15 protein-coding genes and 1 pseudogene are annotated in these 16,073 nt (G+C 70.7%); 4 read left to right on the top strand and 12 right to left on the bottom strand.

What is annotated here, in order from left to right; translation table 11 throughout:
* Positions 1-4 precede the first annotated feature (4 nt).
* The 7 genes and pseudogenes from AB0O76_RS05665 to AB0O76_RS05635 all read right to left on the bottom strand — a co-directional run.
* Positions 5-541 (bottom strand): lasso peptide biosynthesis protein, encoded by a 537-nt coding sequence (locus AB0O76_RS05665; protein ID WP_365485828.1) that lies wholly within the window; start codon positions 539-541, stop codon positions 5-7.
* Positions 538-816: a PqqD family protein gene (locus AB0O76_RS05660; protein ID WP_365485826.1), complete on the bottom strand. Its 279-nt coding sequence runs from the start codon at positions 814-816 to the stop codon at positions 538-540. The genes AB0O76_RS05665 and AB0O76_RS05660 overlap by 4 nt, the downstream gene beginning before the upstream one ends.
* Complete coding sequence (locus AB0O76_RS05655; protein ID WP_365485824.1) at positions 794-2,533, bottom strand: asparagine synthase-related protein; 1,740 nt, start codon at positions 2,531-2,533, stop codon at positions 794-796. Before AB0O76_RS05655 ends, AB0O76_RS05660 begins: the two co-directional genes overlap by 23 nt.
* Positions 2,534-2,618: 85 nt before the next feature.
* Positions 2,619-2,762 carry a hypothetical protein gene (locus AB0O76_RS05650; protein ID WP_266869467.1) on the bottom strand — a complete coding sequence of 48 codons (144 nt, stop codon included), beginning with the start codon at positions 2,760-2,762 and terminating at the stop codon, positions 2,619-2,621.
* Positions 2,763-2,888: 126 nt separating this feature from the next.
* Positions 2,889-4,646 (bottom strand): ABC transporter ATP-binding protein, encoded by a 1,758-nt coding sequence (locus AB0O76_RS05645; RefSeq protein WP_365485822.1) that lies wholly within the window; start codon positions 4,644-4,646, stop codon positions 2,889-2,891.
* A 120-nt stretch (positions 4,647-4,766) separates the two neighbouring features.
* Positions 4,767-6,113 (bottom strand): NADP-specific glutamate dehydrogenase, encoded by a 1,347-nt coding sequence (gene gdhA / locus AB0O76_RS05640; RefSeq protein WP_365486329.1) that lies wholly within the window; start codon positions 6,111-6,113, stop codon positions 4,767-4,769.
* Positions 6,114-6,218: 105 nt separating this feature from the next.
* Positions 6,219-6,527, bottom strand: a pseudogene (locus AB0O76_RS05635) (hypothetical protein); the annotation flags it as partial.
* Between the two features lie 447 nt (positions 6,528-6,974).
* Here AB0O76_RS05635 and AB0O76_RS05630 point away from each other — a divergent pair.
* The gene (locus AB0O76_RS05630; RefSeq protein ID WP_365485820.1) at positions 6,975-7,718 is read left to right on the top strand and encodes a maleylpyruvate isomerase family mycothiol-dependent enzyme; all 744 of its coding nucleotides are present in this window, start codon (positions 6,975-6,977) and stop codon (positions 7,716-7,718) included.
* 18 nt (positions 7,719-7,736) lie between these two features.
* On the opposite strand, the gene AB0O76_RS05625 is transcribed toward AB0O76_RS05630, so the two are convergent.
* Positions 7,737-8,141, bottom strand: a complete 405-nt coding sequence (locus AB0O76_RS05625) for a MarR family transcriptional regulator (RefSeq protein ID WP_365485818.1) — start codon at positions 8,139-8,141, stop codon at positions 7,737-7,739.
* A gap of 89 nt (positions 8,142-8,230) precedes the next feature.
* Between AB0O76_RS05625 and AB0O76_RS05620 the strand changes: the two genes are divergently transcribed.
* Both AB0O76_RS05620 and AB0O76_RS05615 read left to right on the top strand, forming a co-directional pair.
* Entirely contained in the window at positions 8,231-9,730 is a 1,500-nt protein-coding gene (locus AB0O76_RS05620) for an MFS transporter (protein WP_365485816.1), read from the top strand.
* 86 nt (positions 9,731-9,816) lie between these two features.
* Positions 9,817-10,134, top strand: coding sequence for a DUF6332 family protein (locus AB0O76_RS05615; RefSeq protein ID WP_365485814.1), 318 nt, complete (start codon positions 9,817-9,819; stop codon positions 10,132-10,134).
* On the opposite strand, the gene AB0O76_RS05610 is transcribed toward AB0O76_RS05615, so the two are convergent.
* From AB0O76_RS05610 to AB0O76_RS05600, 3 genes are read right to left on the bottom strand one after another with little or no spacing between them, the layout of a single operon-like run.
* Positions 10,095-10,760 (bottom strand): response regulator transcription factor, encoded by a 666-nt coding sequence (locus AB0O76_RS05610; protein ID WP_365485812.1) that lies wholly within the window; start codon positions 10,758-10,760, stop codon positions 10,095-10,097. The two genes, AB0O76_RS05615 and AB0O76_RS05610, sit on opposite strands and share 40 nt — an antisense overlap.
* Positions 10,757-12,013, bottom strand: a complete 1,257-nt coding sequence (locus AB0O76_RS05605; protein ID WP_365485810.1) for a sensor histidine kinase — start codon at positions 12,011-12,013, stop codon at positions 10,757-10,759. Before AB0O76_RS05605 ends, AB0O76_RS05610 begins: the two co-directional genes overlap by 4 nt.
* 53 nt (positions 12,014-12,066) lie before the next feature.
* Entirely contained in the window at positions 12,067-14,232 is a 2,166-nt protein-coding gene (locus tag AB0O76_RS05600) for an MMPL family transporter (protein WP_365485808.1), read from the bottom strand.
* A 120-nt stretch (positions 14,233-14,352) separates the two neighbouring features.
* Between AB0O76_RS05600 and AB0O76_RS05595 the strand changes: the two genes are divergently transcribed.
* Entirely contained in the window at positions 14,353-15,282 is a 930-nt protein-coding gene (locus AB0O76_RS05595) for a BTAD domain-containing putative transcriptional regulator (protein WP_365485806.1), read from the top strand.
* A gap of 10 nt (positions 15,283-15,292) precedes the next feature.
* Here AB0O76_RS05595 and AB0O76_RS05590 read toward each other — a convergent pair whose 3' ends face one another.
* A complete protein-coding gene (locus AB0O76_RS05590; protein WP_365485804.1) occupies positions 15,293-15,991 on the bottom strand; it encodes a TetR/AcrR family transcriptional regulator in 699 nt (232 codons plus the stop codon).
* Positions 15,992-16,073: the final 82 nt, after the last annotated feature.

Genomic DNA, 16,073 nt, shown 5'->3' with positions numbered 1-16,073 from the left:
TTGGTCATGGACGGGACCGCGCACGGGGCGCCGCGGGTGCCTCGGACGCGGCGACGCGCTGCAGAACGGTGTAGCCGAGTTGGACGTCGGGATTGTCGTTGAGCACGGTGCCGTACAGCTCGGTCCAGGAGTGGAAGCTGTTCTTCGGCATGGCCACTGTGCGCAGGCGGGCGATGGTCACTTGAGCGGGCAGTCCGAGAGCTGACAGATACGTGGCCAGCGCGAGGGAGCGCGGCAGGCAGAGACCGTCAGGGAGCACCGTGCGATGGACCAGTTGGGAGGCGAAGACCTCCCGGCGGGCAAGCCGGAGCGCGGTGCCGGCCGGGAGGGCGGCCAGTGCCGCCGATCCGGGGCCGGGGCGCAGACGCCGCAGATACAGGTGCGCCACTGACCAGCCGTGCCGACGGTAGATCCACAGCGCGCGGAAGGTGCGCCCCACGGCGTACGCGCGGAGCGGGAGAGGGATGCGTGGCGGGGTGGTGGCCGGGTCGAGGTCGGACAGGAAGAACTCCCCGTCCGGTGTGGTGGCGGCTCTGCTCATCGCGGGCCCTCTTGCGTGGCGGCCAGCAACGCACGGTCGCGGAGCTGGCCGGTGAGCTTGGCAAGACCGGATTGGAGGGTCTGGTCCGTGGCGTCGATCTGCTCGCGGAGGCGGCCGACCACATCGTCCACGGTGTCGCCGTGCAGGGCCGCCCGCAGCATGAGGGTGGCCGTCGAGTTCAGAGTCAGGTAGACACCCCGGCGGGTGTCGAGAATGACCCCCGCGCCGTCGGTGTCGTCGAAGACGGCGTGCTCAGCCAGCCGTACGAGAGGCATCGCGAACACCCTTCTGGGTAACGGAGGCCCGCCGTGCGTCGCCGCGCAGGAACAGCTCGGTCATGGCGGCGCAGATCAGCTGTTCGGCATTGCGGCGCAGGCTCGCCGGCTCGGCCAGCACACGGGCGAGCTGCCGCGGATCCACGATGCCCATCCGAATGAGGTGCGCGTCCGGGCGCCCGATCAGGTCTGCCAGTACCTGGCCGTGGTTGAGGACATAGTTCTTGTGCGGCGAATCCAGCCACAGCCGTCCGTAGCGGCGCCAGATCCTCTCCGGGAGCCGGGTGGACAGGAGCAGCCGGAGCACCGGCTTGGTGATCAGCCTCCCCTGGTAGGGCAGGAGCCGGTAGGCGTCCGGCATGCGGGCCGCGAGGCGGCGAATGCCCTTGTCGCCCAAGGGACTGCACAGTTGGATTCCCCGCGGTCGCCAGACGCTGAGGTCCACGCAGTGGTCCCGGGCCGAGTACGCGTCGTTGAACCGGTCGTCGGGCACGCCGGGAAGCGGGGTGAGGAAATCGGTGGCTCGCGCGTTGTCCCCGGTCGGCACCAGATCGCCCAGAACGGATGAGGACGCACTGGCGCTTCGGAGGATGCGGGAGGACTCGAAGCGTGAGCACAGCAGCCCCCGGCACAGCGCCGCCTTCTCTCGCAGGCGGAGATCGCCGTGCAGTACCTCGTAGAGCCCGTAGCGCGTCGGGCCGAAGACCATGTCACCATCGCGACCCCAGGTCAGGAAGGTGATTCCGTCGCGCTCGATGCGGTCGGCGATCTGCTCCTGCCACCGGAAGGCGATGTTGTTGTAGGGATGCGGGAGCTCCCATTTCTCGGAGAGATAGCCCTCGTCGTGGTCCATCATGACCGGCACGAAGGGTACGCCCAGGTGGTCACAGATCTCCCGTGCGTAGCCCGACTCATCGGCGAGAGGGTCATCGGTGGCCTGGTGGTAGGCGACCACGTCGGCTCCGGAGTCCACCAGGGCCGTGAGCACCGCCCCGGAGTCAAGACCGCCGCTGAGCAGGATGCCGATCCGGCCGCGGCCGGTGTACGGGCGCACCGCCTGCAGAATCAAGTCGTAGGCGATCTCGGCGTATTCCGGCATCGTGGTGTGCCGGGGCAGTTCCAGCGGAACGACGGGGTCGTACTCCACGACGGTTGCGCGGTCGCGGTCGACGACCACCACCTGTCCGGGCAGGACCGGCGTGAGGTTGTCATAGATGAACACCTCGTCGCCGCGGCACGAGCGCCAGATCGCCTCGTGGTCGAACTCCTCCGGGCCGTCGAGCAGATCGGTGGGATCGGTCGACCACCGCAGCAGTGCGCCGTCCCTGCGATGGAGGAGACCTTCCCGGCTGGTGGCGCTCCGGAAGAGAAAGACTCTGTGCTCGGTCACCAGACAGCCGGCCAAGTCTCCGGGCAGCCGCGCCAGTTCGGCGTAGCGGGCATTTTTGAGGGCGGAGGCTATCTGCCGTGCCCGGTCAGGCGTCACCGGCCCCATGACAGGTCCGGACAGCAGCAGCCGCTCCCGGTCCGCAGGGGCCGGAACCCGAGGAGCGTCCGGTGCATGCCACTGCACGGCGAGGCGGCCCGTCTCGGGAGGTGCCGGGCGTTGTCCGAAGGGGGCGGCCACATAGGTGATGCGGGAGTCGGGATCACCGAAATGAACCTGCCCGCAGCAACCCGTGTAGTCCCCGACCAGAACAGACCCCGTGCCCGTCACCGGACGCTCCCCTCCGTACGCGCGAAGCGCTGTCCGTCGCTACGGCTCCCTCCCCGGGCATGCCTGCCCGGGGAGGGAAATGGACTCACAGCAGCACGCGGTGGGCCGGGTTGTCGTGTACGAGCAGGCCACCCATGGCCGTCAGCTCCTCGACCGTGCCCAGCTCCTCGACCTCAGGCTCCACATAGGGCCGCTTTGTGATCGATTCCTTGCCCGTGTCATGTTCCATGGCCATCTCCTTGCTCGTCGCAAGTGGGGGTGTGCGGCCTCCACCGTCCCGCCCCGGCACAGCGCGCGGAAGGCCGTATCCGGCCCTGCGCAAACACCTGGAGGCACACATCTCCTCTTGCGGCGCTCAGTCGGTGGCCAGAAACTGGGTGGCGGCCAGCTCCCCGTACAGCGGGTCGGCGACGAGGAGTTCGGCGTGCGTGCCCACAGCCCTGACGCGGCCGGTGTCCATCACCACGATGCGGTCGGCCATGGTCACGGTGGACAGTCTGTGCGCCACCACGAGGACCGTGGTGGCGTGTGCCGCCTCGGCCACGGTCTCGCGCAGCGCCGCCTCGTTGACCGCGTCGAGTTGCGAGGTGGCCTCGTCCAGCAACAGCAGCCGGGGGCGGCGCAACAGCGCACGGGCGATGGCCACGCGCTGGCGTTCGCCTCCCGACAGCCGGGTGCCGCGGTGGCCGACTCGGGTGTCCAGGCCTTCGGGAAACGCGGCGACCATGGTGTCCAGGCGTGTGGTGCGCAGCGCTTGGCGAAGATGCTGTTCATCGGCGTGCGGCGCACCGATGAGGAGGTTCTCGCGCAGGGTGCCGGACAGCACGGGCGCGTCCTGTTCCACGTAGCCGATCGCGGCGCGCAGTTGCGCGATCGGCCAGTTCTTGACGTCCTTGCCATCCAGGAGGATGCGGCCGGAGTCGGCCTCGTAGAACCTTTCGATGAGGGAGAACACGGTGGTCTTGCCCGCGCCGGAGGGGCCGACGAAGGCGGTCATGCCGCGCGGGGGGATGGTGAAGCTGACGCCGTGGTGCACGTCGGACAGTTCCGGGCGGTAGCGGAAGCGCACCTGCTCGAAGACGACTGCGGCTGGTGGTGTGCCGGGCCGTGGCGGGTCGGCGACGGGGTCGCCGGACTCGGCCGGCAGCTGGTGGGCCTCCTGGATGCGGGCGACCGCGGCGGCTCCGACCTGGTAGTCGGCGACCGCCCCCACCAGCTGATTGACCGGCGGGATCAGGTAGTACACGTACAACAAGAACGCGACGAGCGTACCCACGGCGACGCTTCCGGAAGCGACTCGGGCGCCGCCGACACCCAGCACCGTCAGGAAGGCCGTCTGTGCGGCGAGCCCGGCGGTGTTTCCGGCGAGCGCCGTCCATTTCGCGGCCCGCACGCTGGCTCGCCACGCCTGGGCGGCAGCTTGGTGGATGCGCTCCTCCTCGCGGTCTTCGGCCCCCGACGCCTTGACGGTGCGCAGCGCCCCGAGCGCGCGCTCCAGCGCGGCGCCCATGAGGCCGACGGACTCCTGGGCCCGGTGGCTGGCCCGGTTGATCCGCGGCACCACCAGACCGATCACCGCACCGGCGATGACGAACACGGCCAGAGTGACTCCGAGCAGCACGGCGTCCAGCAGCCCCATCATCACCAGGGTCGCCGCCAGGGTGAGGGCGCCGGTGACACCACCGACCAGCGATTCGGTGGTGACCTGGCGCAGCAGGGTGGTGTCCGCGGTGACCCGGGCCATCAGGTCGCCCGGTTCCATGCGGTCCACCGCCGGCACCCGCAGGCGCAGCAGGTGGGATACCAGTTTCTTACGGGCCGTCAGGACCACGGACTCCGCGGTGCGCGTGAGCACATAGCTGCCCAGCGCCCCGACAGCCGCGTTGGCCACGACCAGCGCGGTCATGGCCAGCAGGGCACCGGCCACGGCCCGGTCCTGCGCGAGGTTGTCCAGCAGACGCTTCGCCGCCAACGGCAGGACCAGGCCCGTGGCCCCGGCGACCAGGCCCAGCAGGCCGCCGACGGCCAAGGCGGGGCGGTGGGGCCGCACATAGCCGAGAAGGATCTGGCGCGTAGTCCGGGGAGAAGGCTTCTCGTACGGCGGCGCGCCCAATGGGTCTCCTCGATGCAGTTCCCGGGACGTCGATGTCGGACTCGTCCCCAGGATCCAGGACAACCCAAGCCGGCACAGCATCCGGTCCTGGCCGATGGCGGCCAGGACCGGATGCTGACCTCAGACCACTCCCTGCGCGGTCATCGCATCCGCAACTCGGAGGAAGCCGGTGATGTTGGCGCCGAGGACGTAGTCGTCCGCGGCGGCGCCGTACGTCTCGGCGGTCTCGCGGCACTGAATGTGGACGTCCCGCATGATCGCGGCGAGACGGGACTCGGTCTGCTGGAAGCTCCAGGTGTCGCGGGCGGCGTTCTGCTGCATCTCCAGGGCGGAGGTTGCCACTCCGCCCGCGTTGGCGGCCTTGCCGGGACCGAAGAGCACCCCGCCCTCCCGGAACACCTCGACGGCCTCGGGCGTACAGGGCATGTTGGCCCCCTCGGCGACGGCGAGCACACCGTTCTTGACCAGAGCGGCGGCGTCTTCGCGCCGCAGTTCGTTCTGGGTCGCGCACGGCAGCGCGAGATCGCAGGGGACGTCGTACACCGTGCCGCGGGCGGAGAAGCGTGCGGTCGGCTTCGCGTCGGCGTACGCGGAGATGCGTTCGCGGCGGACCTCCTTGATGTCCTTGAGCAGGTCCAGGTCGATGCCCTCCTCATCGACGAGGTAGCCGGAGGAGTCGGAGCAGGCGATCACGCGGCCGCCCAGGGCATGCACCTTCTCGATGGCGTAGACGGCGACATTGCCGGAGCCCGAGACCACGACCCGGCGTCCGTCGAAGCTCTGGCCGCGGGTGGCGAGCATCTCCTGGGCGAAGTAGACGGCGCCGTAACCGGTGGCTTCGGTACGGGCGTGCGAACCACCCCAGGCCACCGGCTTGCCGGTCAGGACTCCTGCGTCGTATCGGTTGGTGATCCGCTTGTACTGGCCGAAGAGATAGCCGATCTCACGGGCCCCGACGCCTATGTCCCCGGCGGGCACGTCGGTGTGCTCGCCCAGGTGCCGGTACAGCTCGGTCATGAAGGCCTGACAGAACCGCATCACCTCGCCGTCCGAGCGGCCCTTGGGATCGAAATCGGCTCCGCCCTTGCCGCCGCCGATCGCCATCCCGGTCAGCGCGTTCTTGAAGATCTGCTCGAACCCCAGGAACTTGACGATGCCGAGATTGACGCTCGGATGAAACCGCAGGCCGCCCTTGTAGGGCCCGAGCGCACTGTTGAACTCCACCCGGAAGCCGCGATTGACGCGCACAACGCCCTGGTCGTCGACCCACGGCACCCGGAACATCACCTGCCGCTCCGGCTCGCACATCCTCTCCACGATCCCCGCGTCCACGTACTCGGGATGCCGCTCGAGCACCGGCGCGAGGGAGCGCAACACCTCGTCCACCGCCTGATGGAACTCCCCCTCCCCCGCGCTGCGCCGGCAGATCTGGCCGTAGACATCCTCGATGTACGCCTTTGTATCCATGGTCATATGGCCTTCCCGTTCCGAAAGCCCGGCAACGCTGCCGGGTGGAGTGCCAGCACCCTATGACGGAGCGCCTGCGTCTCTCCTTACGGCCGGTGGAGGCGATCAGTAGAGCTTGTTGACGGCCGTGGCGGTCGTGGTCTTGAAGTCGGTCACCTGGGCGTTCGCGAAGCCGCCCATCCGGCCCCAGGTCACGAGCGTCACCGTCGCGCCGTCGCGGCCCACCGAGAACAGGTTGATGTCGGAGGCCCCCCAAGACGTCACGGTGTGGACGCCGTAGACGTGGGCTCCGTCCTCGGCGTTCACTTTTCCGTAGTACTTCTGCTTCGCGGTGGTCCCGGGGTCCTCCTGCATCACCTTCTTCGCGCACCCTTCGAGCTTCCCGCGCAGGAGGCCCGCGAACTCCTTGGCCCGGCCAGCGCCGCGGCCGCGGCGATCAGTCCCTTGTTCATGCGTACGTTCGTCCTCATGGGTTCCCCCGGATCACTTGGTCGGCCTGCCCATTGGGGCAGAGGCGGCCCGAGCCGCCTTTGCCCCATACGACCCGCTACCCCCCAAGTGCGTTGCCCTCTCCCGTGTCACAGCACTGTCCCCCATGTCACCGAATGGCAACACCCGCGCGGCCGTCGTCCTGTGGGCGGAGGGTCAGGGTCGTCACCATCAGCGGCACCCTCGCGGAGAGCGCTACGGATACCAGCCCTGGCGCGCCCTGCTCTGCCTCCTGGCCGTCGTCCTTGCCGCAGTGCTCCTCGCCGCGCTCGGCCCCGGCGCCCACGGCGGACTCGCCCGCACCGCCCCGAGGGACACAACTACCGTCAGTTGCAGCACTGTCGAGCGCACTCCATCCGGCACAATGCCCCCATGGAGATCTCCCAGCACCTTCAAGTTCTGGACGCCGAGGGCAAGTTGCTGGCCCGCGCCGCCGACACGGCAGGAACGGACGCCGAGGTGGCCACCTGCCCCGGCTGGCAGGTGCGTGATCTGTTGCGGCACACAGGCGTCGTGCACCGCTGGGCCGCGGCGTTCGTCGCCGAGGAGTTCGGATCGCCCCGGCCGATGGGTGAACCGCCCGAGCTTGACGGCCCCGCCCTGGTCGACTGGTACCGGCAGGCGCATGCCGACCTGGTCGGCACGCTCAGGGCCGCGTCGCCCGACGTACAGTGCTGGGCGTTTCTGCCCGCGCCCTCACCGCTCGCGTTCTGGGCGCGGCGACAGGCGAACGAGACGACGATTCACCGCGTGGACGCCGAGTCAGCGCGCGGGGGCGCGCCGTCGCCGATCGGTACGGAGTTCGCCGTGGACGGGATCGATGAGTTGCTCCGCGGGTTTCACGCCCGCTCACGCAGCAGGGTGCGGGTCGAGAAGCCCCGCCTGTTGCGCGTACGGGCCACCGACGGGGATACGGACGCCGCGTGGACCGTACGACTCTCCGAGGAGCCGCCCGTCACCGAGCGAGGCGGCGCCGGTGACACAGACGACGTCGACTGCGAGCTGTCCGGGACCGCCTCTCGGCTCTACCTAGCGCTCTGGAACCGCGCGCCCTTCCCGCACATCGGCGGTGACCCCGCGCTCGCCACACTGTGGCGCGAGACGTCCGGCGTATAGAGCCCCGCGGAGGGAGGGCTACTTGGCGCTGGGCTCCGTCAGCATCCTGCCAAGGACCTCGCGCTGCAGCGGCCGCACCTGCGTGTGCAGCGCGCGCCCCTTCTCCGTGAGGCACACCCGCACCCCGCGCCGGTCCTCGCTGCACATCCCGCGCTCCACCAGGCCGTCCTTCTCCAGGCGGCCGACGAGGCGGGACAGTGCGCTCTGGCTCAGATGCACCCGGCCGGCGATCTCCTGGACGCGGTAGGCGTCGGTGCCGTCCTCGGCCGCGCCCTCGGACAGCACGTCGAGGACTTCGAAGTCGCTCGCCCCGAGGCCGTGCTCATGCAGGGCGCGATCGAGTTCGCACAGAGTACGTGCGTGCACCGCGAGGATGTCGCGCCATTGGTCCACGAGCGCCTGCTCGGCCGTTTTCGCCGCCATGACATCGCACGGTAGCAGAAAAAGCCCCCATTGTTGCATCGGAATTAAATGCACTTGCAGTCAATGCATGTGCATGTACTGTGCTGCGCATGACTTCTCCGCTCACAGCCGACTCCGCGTCCCCGGAGCGCTGGTCCCCGCGCCTGTGGGGCACTCTCCTCGTGCTCTGCGCCGCGATGTTCCTCGACGCACTCGACGTATCGATGGTCGGCGTCGCCCTGCCCTCCATCGGCTCCGAACTGAACCTCTCCACATCGACCCTGCAGTGGGTCGTCAGCGGCTACATCCTCGGCTACGGAGGCCTCCTTCTCCTCGGTGGCCGCGCCGCCGACCTGCTCGGACGGCGCCGGGTCTTCCTGATCGCGCTCGCCGTCTTCGCGCTCGCCTCGCTGCTCGGCGGCTTCGTCGACTCGGGCCCGCTGCTTATCGCGAGCCGCTTCATCAAGGGGCTGAGCGCCGCGTTCACCGCGCCCGCCGGACTCTCCATCATCACGACGACCTTCGCCGAGGGCCCCGTCCGCAACCGCGCGCTCACCATCTACACCACGTGCGCCGCCACCGGCTTCTCCATGGGCCTGGTCCTCTCCGGTCTGCTCACCGAGGCCAGCTGGCGCCTGACGATGCTGCTGCCCGCGCCCATCGCCGTCATCGCGCTGATCGCCGGTCTCAAGCTGATCCCGCGCAGCGCCCGCGAGAAGAACACCGGCGGATACGACGTGCCGGGCGCCGTCACCGGCACGGCGACCATGCTGCTGCTCGTCTTCACCGTGGTCGAGGCCCCGGAAGCCGGCTGGGCGTCGGCCCGCACGCTCCTGTCGTTCCTCGTCGCCGCAGTGCTGCTCGCCGTCTTCGTACGCATCGAACTGCGCACCCCGAGCCCGCTGATCCGCCTCGGTGTGCTGCGCTCGGGGCCTCAACTCCGGGCGCAGATCGGCGCGATGACGTTCTTCGGCGGGTATGTCTCCTTCCAGTTCCTCGCCACGCAGTACTTCCAGTCGCTGCTCGGCTGGTCGGCCCTGGAAACGGCGCTTGCCTTCCTGCCGGCCGGCGCGCTCGTCGCGCTCTCCTCGACGAAGGTCGGCTCGGTCATCGACCGGTTCGGCACCCCGCGGGTCATCGTGGCGGGCTTCGCGCTGCTCGTCGCCTCGTACGTGCTGTTCCTGCGGGTCAGTCTGACCCCGTCGTACGCGTCGATGGTGCTGCCCTCGATGATCCTGCTCGGCTTCGCCTGCGCCCTGGTCTTCCCCTCGCTCAACATCCAGGCCACCAACGGCGTGGACGACGACGAGCAGGGCATGGTGTCGGGGCTCCTGAACACCTCGATCCAGGTGGGCGGCGCGATCTTCCTCGCCGTCGTGACCGCCGTGATCACCGCGGCAGGTGACGGGGCGGGTTCCTCGCCGCAGGCCGTGCTCGACAGTTACCGGCCCGGCCTGATCGTCGTCACCGCGATCGCGGTCGCCGGACTCCTGGTCACCCTCACCGGGCTGCGGACACGACGTACGCAGGATTCGGTCGTCGTCGCCAAGTCGCCGTCCCAGGAGGCGTCCCAGGAGGACGAGCGGGAGCCGGTGGCCGTCCGCGACTGACCTCGACTCACCGTCGTGAACATCAACTCCCGGTCTCCGGCGGGCAGTTCCTTGCCCGCCGGAGGCGCACCCCGGACACTCGGGGCATGGGGCGAAGGACACAGGCCGAGCGGGACGCGGCCACCGTCGAAACCGGCTTCGCGCTGTTCGTCGCCACGAGCCTCGCGGGCGCCGTCTTCATCGCGGTGACGGCGCCGGTCCACTTCTTCGGTGTGACGTCACCCTCGGAACACACCCTCAACCGCGTCGGCGCGATCGTCGCGGCCACGGTCTTCGTGGCGTCCGTGGTGACGATCCTCGTGCGGTACCGGCGGGCGGGTCGGCCCAAGGTGGATCGGCCCAAGGTGGATCAGCCCAAGGCCGATCAACCCAGCCAGCCGGGCCGCACCAAGCCCGACTCGTAGGCCAGGACCACCAGTTGGGCGCGGTCACGGGCGCCGAGCTTCACCATCGTGCGGCTCACATGGGTCTTGGCGGTGAGCGGGCTGACCACCAGGCGGCGCGCGATCTCCTCGTTCGAGAGGCCGATGCCGACCAGCGCCATCACCTCCCGCTCCCGCTCGGTGAGTTCGCCGAGCGGCTCGGCGGCCGCGGGCTCCTTGGAGCGGGCCGCGAACTCGGCGATGAGGCGGCGCGTCACGCCCGGCGAGAGCAGCGCGTCGCCGTCGACCACCGCGCGTACGGCGCGCAGCAGTTCCTCGGGCTCGGTGTCCTTGACCAGGAAGCCCGAGGCTCCCGAGCGGATCGCCTCGAAGACGTACTCGTCGAGCTCGAAGGTGGTCAGCATGACCACCTTGACGCCGTCCAGGTCCGGCTCGTCGGTGATCCTGCGGGTCGCGGCGAGCCCGTCGAGCAGGGGCATGCGGATGTCCATCAGGACGACGTCGGGGCGCAGTTCGCGCACCATGCGGACCGCTTCCTCGCCGTCCGCCGCCTCCCCGGCGACCTCGATGTCCCGCTGGGCGTCGAGCAGTGCCTTGAAACCGGCTCGGACAAGGGACTGGTCGTCGGCGAGCAGTACGCGGATCACTCGTCCTCCTGAGGTGCTGTGCGGGTGGGCAGTACCGCGGTGACCCGGAAGCCTCCGTCGGGGCGCGGGCCCGCCTCGATCGTGCCACCCAGGGCGGCGGCACGCTCCCGCATCCCGGCAAGACCGTTGCCGCTGCCGCCCGCGTCGGCGCCGGTGGCGGGCCCGTCGTCGTCCACGCGCAGGGTGAGCGCCGCCTTCTCGTAGCGCACAAGTACGCGCGCGTGCCGCGATCCGGAGTGCCGTACGACGTTCGTCAGGGCCTCCTGGACGATCCGGAAGGCGGCCAGATCCGCGCCGGGCGGCAGCTTCACCGCCGACCCCTGGCTGTCGACGTCGACGGTGAGGCCCGTACTCGCGGCCTGCTGCACCAGCTCGGGCAGCCGGTCGAGGCCGGGCGCCGGGGCTCGCGGCGCGTCACCGGGCGCACGCAAGGTGTCGAGGACCTGACGCACCTCCCCCAGCGCCTCCTTGCTGGCGGCCTTGATGGTGGTCAGCGCGGTGCGCGCCTGCTCGGGGTCGGAGTCGAGCAGGGCGAGCCCGACGCCCGCCTGGACGTTGATGACGGAGATGCTGTGCGCGAGGACGTCGTGCAGTTCGCGCGCCATGCGCAGGCGCTCCTCGTCGGCCCGCCTCTTGGCGGCCTGCGCCCGCTCGGCGCGCTCCTTCATCCACTGCTCACGGCGTACGCGGGCCAGCTCGGACACCGCGATGATCGCGACGACCCAGACGGCGACGACGGTCTCCTCCCCCCAGGTCCGCGCGTTGTCGTCGTCCGGGGGCAGCCACCGGTAGAGCCAGTGCGCGACCACCAGATGCCCGGCCCACAGCATGCCGACGGCCCCCCATGCCGCCCGCCGGTGCCCCGAGACCACCGCCGCGAAGCAGCCGACCGCCACCGTGACCAGGACCGGGCCGTACGCGTATCCGGCCCCCAGATAGAGCAGCGCGGTCGCGGCCGTGAAGTAGGCCACGGGGACGGGGTGGCGGTGGCGCAGCAGGAGCGATGCGGTCCCGGCCAGCAGGATCAGCCGGGCCGGGATGTCCAGGTCCTCCCGGTCGAGTTGGCCCTCCGCGGCGAACCGCGAACCGACCTGCACGAACACGGTGAGCACCAGCGTCGTCAGCCACGGCAGCCTGCCGCCCTCCGCCGCCTCGTCCCAGTGGTTCCACCAGGGCGGGCCATGCCGCCACATCGGCGGTCCGCCCCAAGGCAGGGGCGGACCGCCGCGCCTGTGTTCGCGCTGCTCGTCCATGTCGGCCACGCTAGACCGCACGGTGGCCGCGGGGCGTCAGCCGTGCGTGGCGATCACGCGTACTCCCGCTGGAGTATCTCGGGGGCGGGCGCCTCTTCCCGCAGGCCGAAGCGCCGGTGCAGTCTGCGCAGGGGTCCCGGCGCCCACCAGTTGGCGCGGCCCGCCAGGCGCATGGCGACCGGCAGCAGCACGACGCGGATGAGCGTGGCGTCCACGAGGATCGTCAGGGCCGTGCCCACGCCGAGCTCCTTGAGGAAGACGACACCTCCGGTCGCGTACGCCAGGAAGGAGAGCGCGAGGATTCCGGCCGCCGCGGTGATCAGCGGCGCGCTGCGCCGGATCCCGGCGGCGACCGCCGGCTCGGTGTCGCCGACCCGCTCGTACTCCTCCTTGATGCGGGCCAGCATGAACACCTCGTAGTCCATCGACAGGCCGTAGGCGACGCAGAACATCAGCACCGGGATGCTCGGCTCGATCGACCCGGTGGGCGTGAAGCCGAGCAGCCCCGACAGATGGCCCTCCTGGAACACCCACACCAGGCAGCCGAACATCACCGACAGGCTGAGCAGATTGAGCACGGTCGCCTTGGCCGGCAGGAGAAGGCTGCCGGTCATCAGGAAGAGGACGCCGAAGGTGGCCAGGAGGATCAGGCCGACGGCGTACGGCAGCCGGTCAAGGAGGGTCGCGCGGAAGTCGGTGGTCTCCGCCGGGTAGCCGCCGACCAGGGCGGGAGCGGGGGCCCGGGTGTCGCGGATCCGCTCGACGAAGGCGGGCACGTCGCCGTACATCGCCGCCTGGGCCGGGACGACGGCCAGGCGTGCGCCGCCGTCGCGGGACGGGATGCCCGACGGTCCTGTGTGGTGGCCGTCCTGGTAGCGGCCGGTGGGCGCGTCGACCTGGAACACGCCCTGGATCCGGGAGAGTTCGGCGGCGTACGCCTGCGTGTCCCGCGCATCGGCCGCCTCGCGGAGCACGATCTGAACAGTGTCCGTCGGCTCGGCGGGGAACTCCTTGTGGATGGTCTCGGACGTCGTGCGGGACGAGGTGCCCGACGGCAGGGTCCGCTCGTCCGGAAGCCCGAAGCGCAGGCCGAGGAGTGGTGAAGCGGCAAGGAGCAGTACGCCGATGACGGCACCCCCGGCGGCGAGGGGGCGGCGCATGGCGGCGCGCGCGATCCGCTGCCAGATGCCACTCGCCGCGACCTGCGGGCGCTCCACGCGATGCCCCCAGCGGGCGAGGGCGGCGGGCAGCAGGAGCAGCGCTCCGGCCACCGCGGTGACCACGACGAGGACACCCGCGTACGCGAACGAGCTGAGGAAGAAGAACGGGAAGACAAGCAGCGCGCTGAGCGAGACCGCCACCGTGACCCCGCTGAAGATCACGGTGCGCCCGGCGGCGGAGGTCGCCCGGACCACCGCGTCATCCTGGGCGTGGCCCGCGTGCCGCTCCTCGCGGTAGCGGTTGATGACGAAGAGGCTGTAGTCGATGCCGAGCCCCAGGCCTAGGACGAGCGCGAGGTTGGCCGCGAACGTCGACACCTCGGTGAGCTGCGCGATCGCCCGCAGTCCCGCGAGCGTGCCCACGATGGACAGCAGGCCGACGCCGACGGTGAGCAGCGCGGCGACCGTGCGCCGGTAGACGAGGATCAGCAGGAGCACCACGGCGGGCAGGGCGAGGATCTCGGCGCGCAGGAAGTCGGTGCGGGCCTGCTCGCCGACTTGTCGTGAGATCTCCTCCTGGCCGCCTACGTCGACGGTCAACTCAGATGAGGTGCGGGCGAGTTGGGGAGAGATGGCGGCGAGCCGCTCGCGCGCGTCGGTGGCGCTTCCCTCCAGGCGGGCGAGGATCAGGGCGCGGTCGCCGTCGGCGGCGCGCAGGGCCGGGCTGCTTCCGGTCCAGTAGGAGCTGACGTCCGTGACACCGGGGATGCCCCGCACCTCGGCGGCAAGTCGACGGGCCGCGGCGGTCGTGCGCGGCGAGTCGACGTCCGCGTCGCGGGCCGTGACGAGCAGGGCGAGGTTGGGGTTCCCGGTGCCGTACTCCTCGCGCAGGATGTCCCCCGCGCGCACGGATTCCGTACCCGGCGAGTCCCAGCGCGCCAAGTCGAGGTCGGCCTGGGCGCCCGCCCCATAGGCGCCGAGGCCGAGGAAGGCCAGGAGCACGCCGATCAGTACGGCGCGGCTGTGCCGCACCACGCATCGGCCGAGCCGGGTGAGCATCGCTGTCTGCCTCTCTCCCGGGATCCCCGTGCGGGATCCGGTGCCGCCACGGTCGCGGTCACCGCTGGAAGGCTCACTGGAAGATCCACTGGAACGCCGGCGCCGGGTTACGCTCGGCCGATGCCTTGTGACGGGATGCGCTTCGAACTTCTGGGTCCGCTACGGGCGTTGCGCGGCGGCGAAGAGGTGCCGCTGGGGCCGCCCAAGCAGCGGGCGGTGCTCGCGGTGCTGCTGCTCCAGGAGGGGCGCCCGATCTCGTACGAGGGCCTGGTCGACGCGGTGTGGGGCGACGAACCGCCCGTCCACGTACGGAACTTGGTGCAGAAGTACGTGTCGGGGCTGCGGCGGGCCTTCGCGGGCGGGGCCGGGACCGAGGCCGGGGCCAAGGCCGGGACCGGGACCGGGGCCAAGGCCAGGACCGAGGCCGGGACCGAGGCCGGGACCGGGACCGGGACCGGGACCGGGGCCGGGACCGGGGCCGCCGGTGGGGCGGTGCCCGCGCTGGCCTGGACCGGCAGCGGCTACCGGCTCTCCGGTGCCGTGATCGACGACCTGCGGGAGCGTCGGCAGGCGATCGACGCGGCGCTCGCCGCGCGGGACGCAGGGCAGCTGCGGCACGCGGGTGAACTCATCGACCGGGCCGAGGCGTTGTGGCGCGGCGAGTTCGCCGAGGGGCTCGGCGCACCGTATCTGGCGGCGGAACGGCTGCGCTGGCGCGAGAAGCGGCTCACCGTCCTGGAGGCCAGGATCGCCGGGGAGATCGAGCTCGGCCGTTCCTTCGAGTACGTCCACGAACTCGTCCGGCTCGTGGCGGCCCACCCGCTGCGCGAACGTCCGGTCGAACTCCTGATGAACGCCCTGTACCGCAGCGGCCGTTCATCGGACGCGTTGCTCGCCTACGAGGCCGCGCGGCACCGGATCGCGGAGGCGATGGGCGCGGACCCGGGGCCCGCGCTGCGGTCACTGCATGAACGGATGCTGCGCCAGGACCCGGCCCTGCTGGCGCCGCACACACCGGCCTCGACGTCCCCCTCGACCTCCGCCGCCTGAGGCTGTGCGCCTACTCCTGCTCCAACAACCCCACGCCATGGGCGAGTTGCTTAGCCGCATACGAGAAGAACTCCGAGCGTTCCTCGACGACGCGGTTGAACTGCCCGAACACCTCGAAGCCCACGAGCCCGAAGAGCTGCGCCCACGCCGCGACCATCGCCGCGATCACCGCCGGCGGCAGATCGGGGGCCAGATCCGCAGCCATCCGCTCGGCCTCGGAGCGCAGCCCCGCGGGCAGCTTCCGCACCGCGACACCACGCTCCCGGTGCGCGTCGCGCACGATCCCGATCAGCAGAAGACCCACGCGCGAGGCCGCTTCGACGGTGGACCGGGGCGCGCTGTAGCCCGGCACGGGCGAGCCGTAGATGAGGGCGTACTCGTGCGGATGGGCGAGTGCCCAGGCCCGCACCGCCTCGCACGTCACCGTCCACCGCCGCACGGGCACGGATGAGGCCACCTCGGCGTGCGCGGCCTCGGCGGCCGCGCCGAGGGAGTCGTAGGCATCGATGATGAGCGCGGTCAGGAGCTCGTCGCGGCTGGGGAAGTAGCGGTAGAGCGCGGAGGACACCATGCCGAGCTCGCGGGCCACGGCCCGCAGCGACAGCTTGGCCGCACCATCGGCCGCCAGCTGTCTGCGCGCCTCGTCCTTGATGGCCGCGGTGACTTCGACTCGGGCGCGGGCCCTGGCTCCGCTCGTGGCACTACTCATGCAGGCAGTGTGCCACGTTCTCGGAGCAGTGCGCTGAAACGAGAGCACCTCACACTTTCGAGAGCACTGCTCTTGCTTTGGA

Source organism: Streptomyces sp. NPDC086554 (genome assembly GCF_040686095.1).
Classification (GTDB): Bacteria; Actinomycetota; Actinomycetes; order Streptomycetales; family Streptomycetaceae; genus Streptomyces.
The sequence above is the reverse complement of the archived record's forward strand: the minus strand, read 5'-3'. Positions and strand labels throughout refer to the sequence as shown.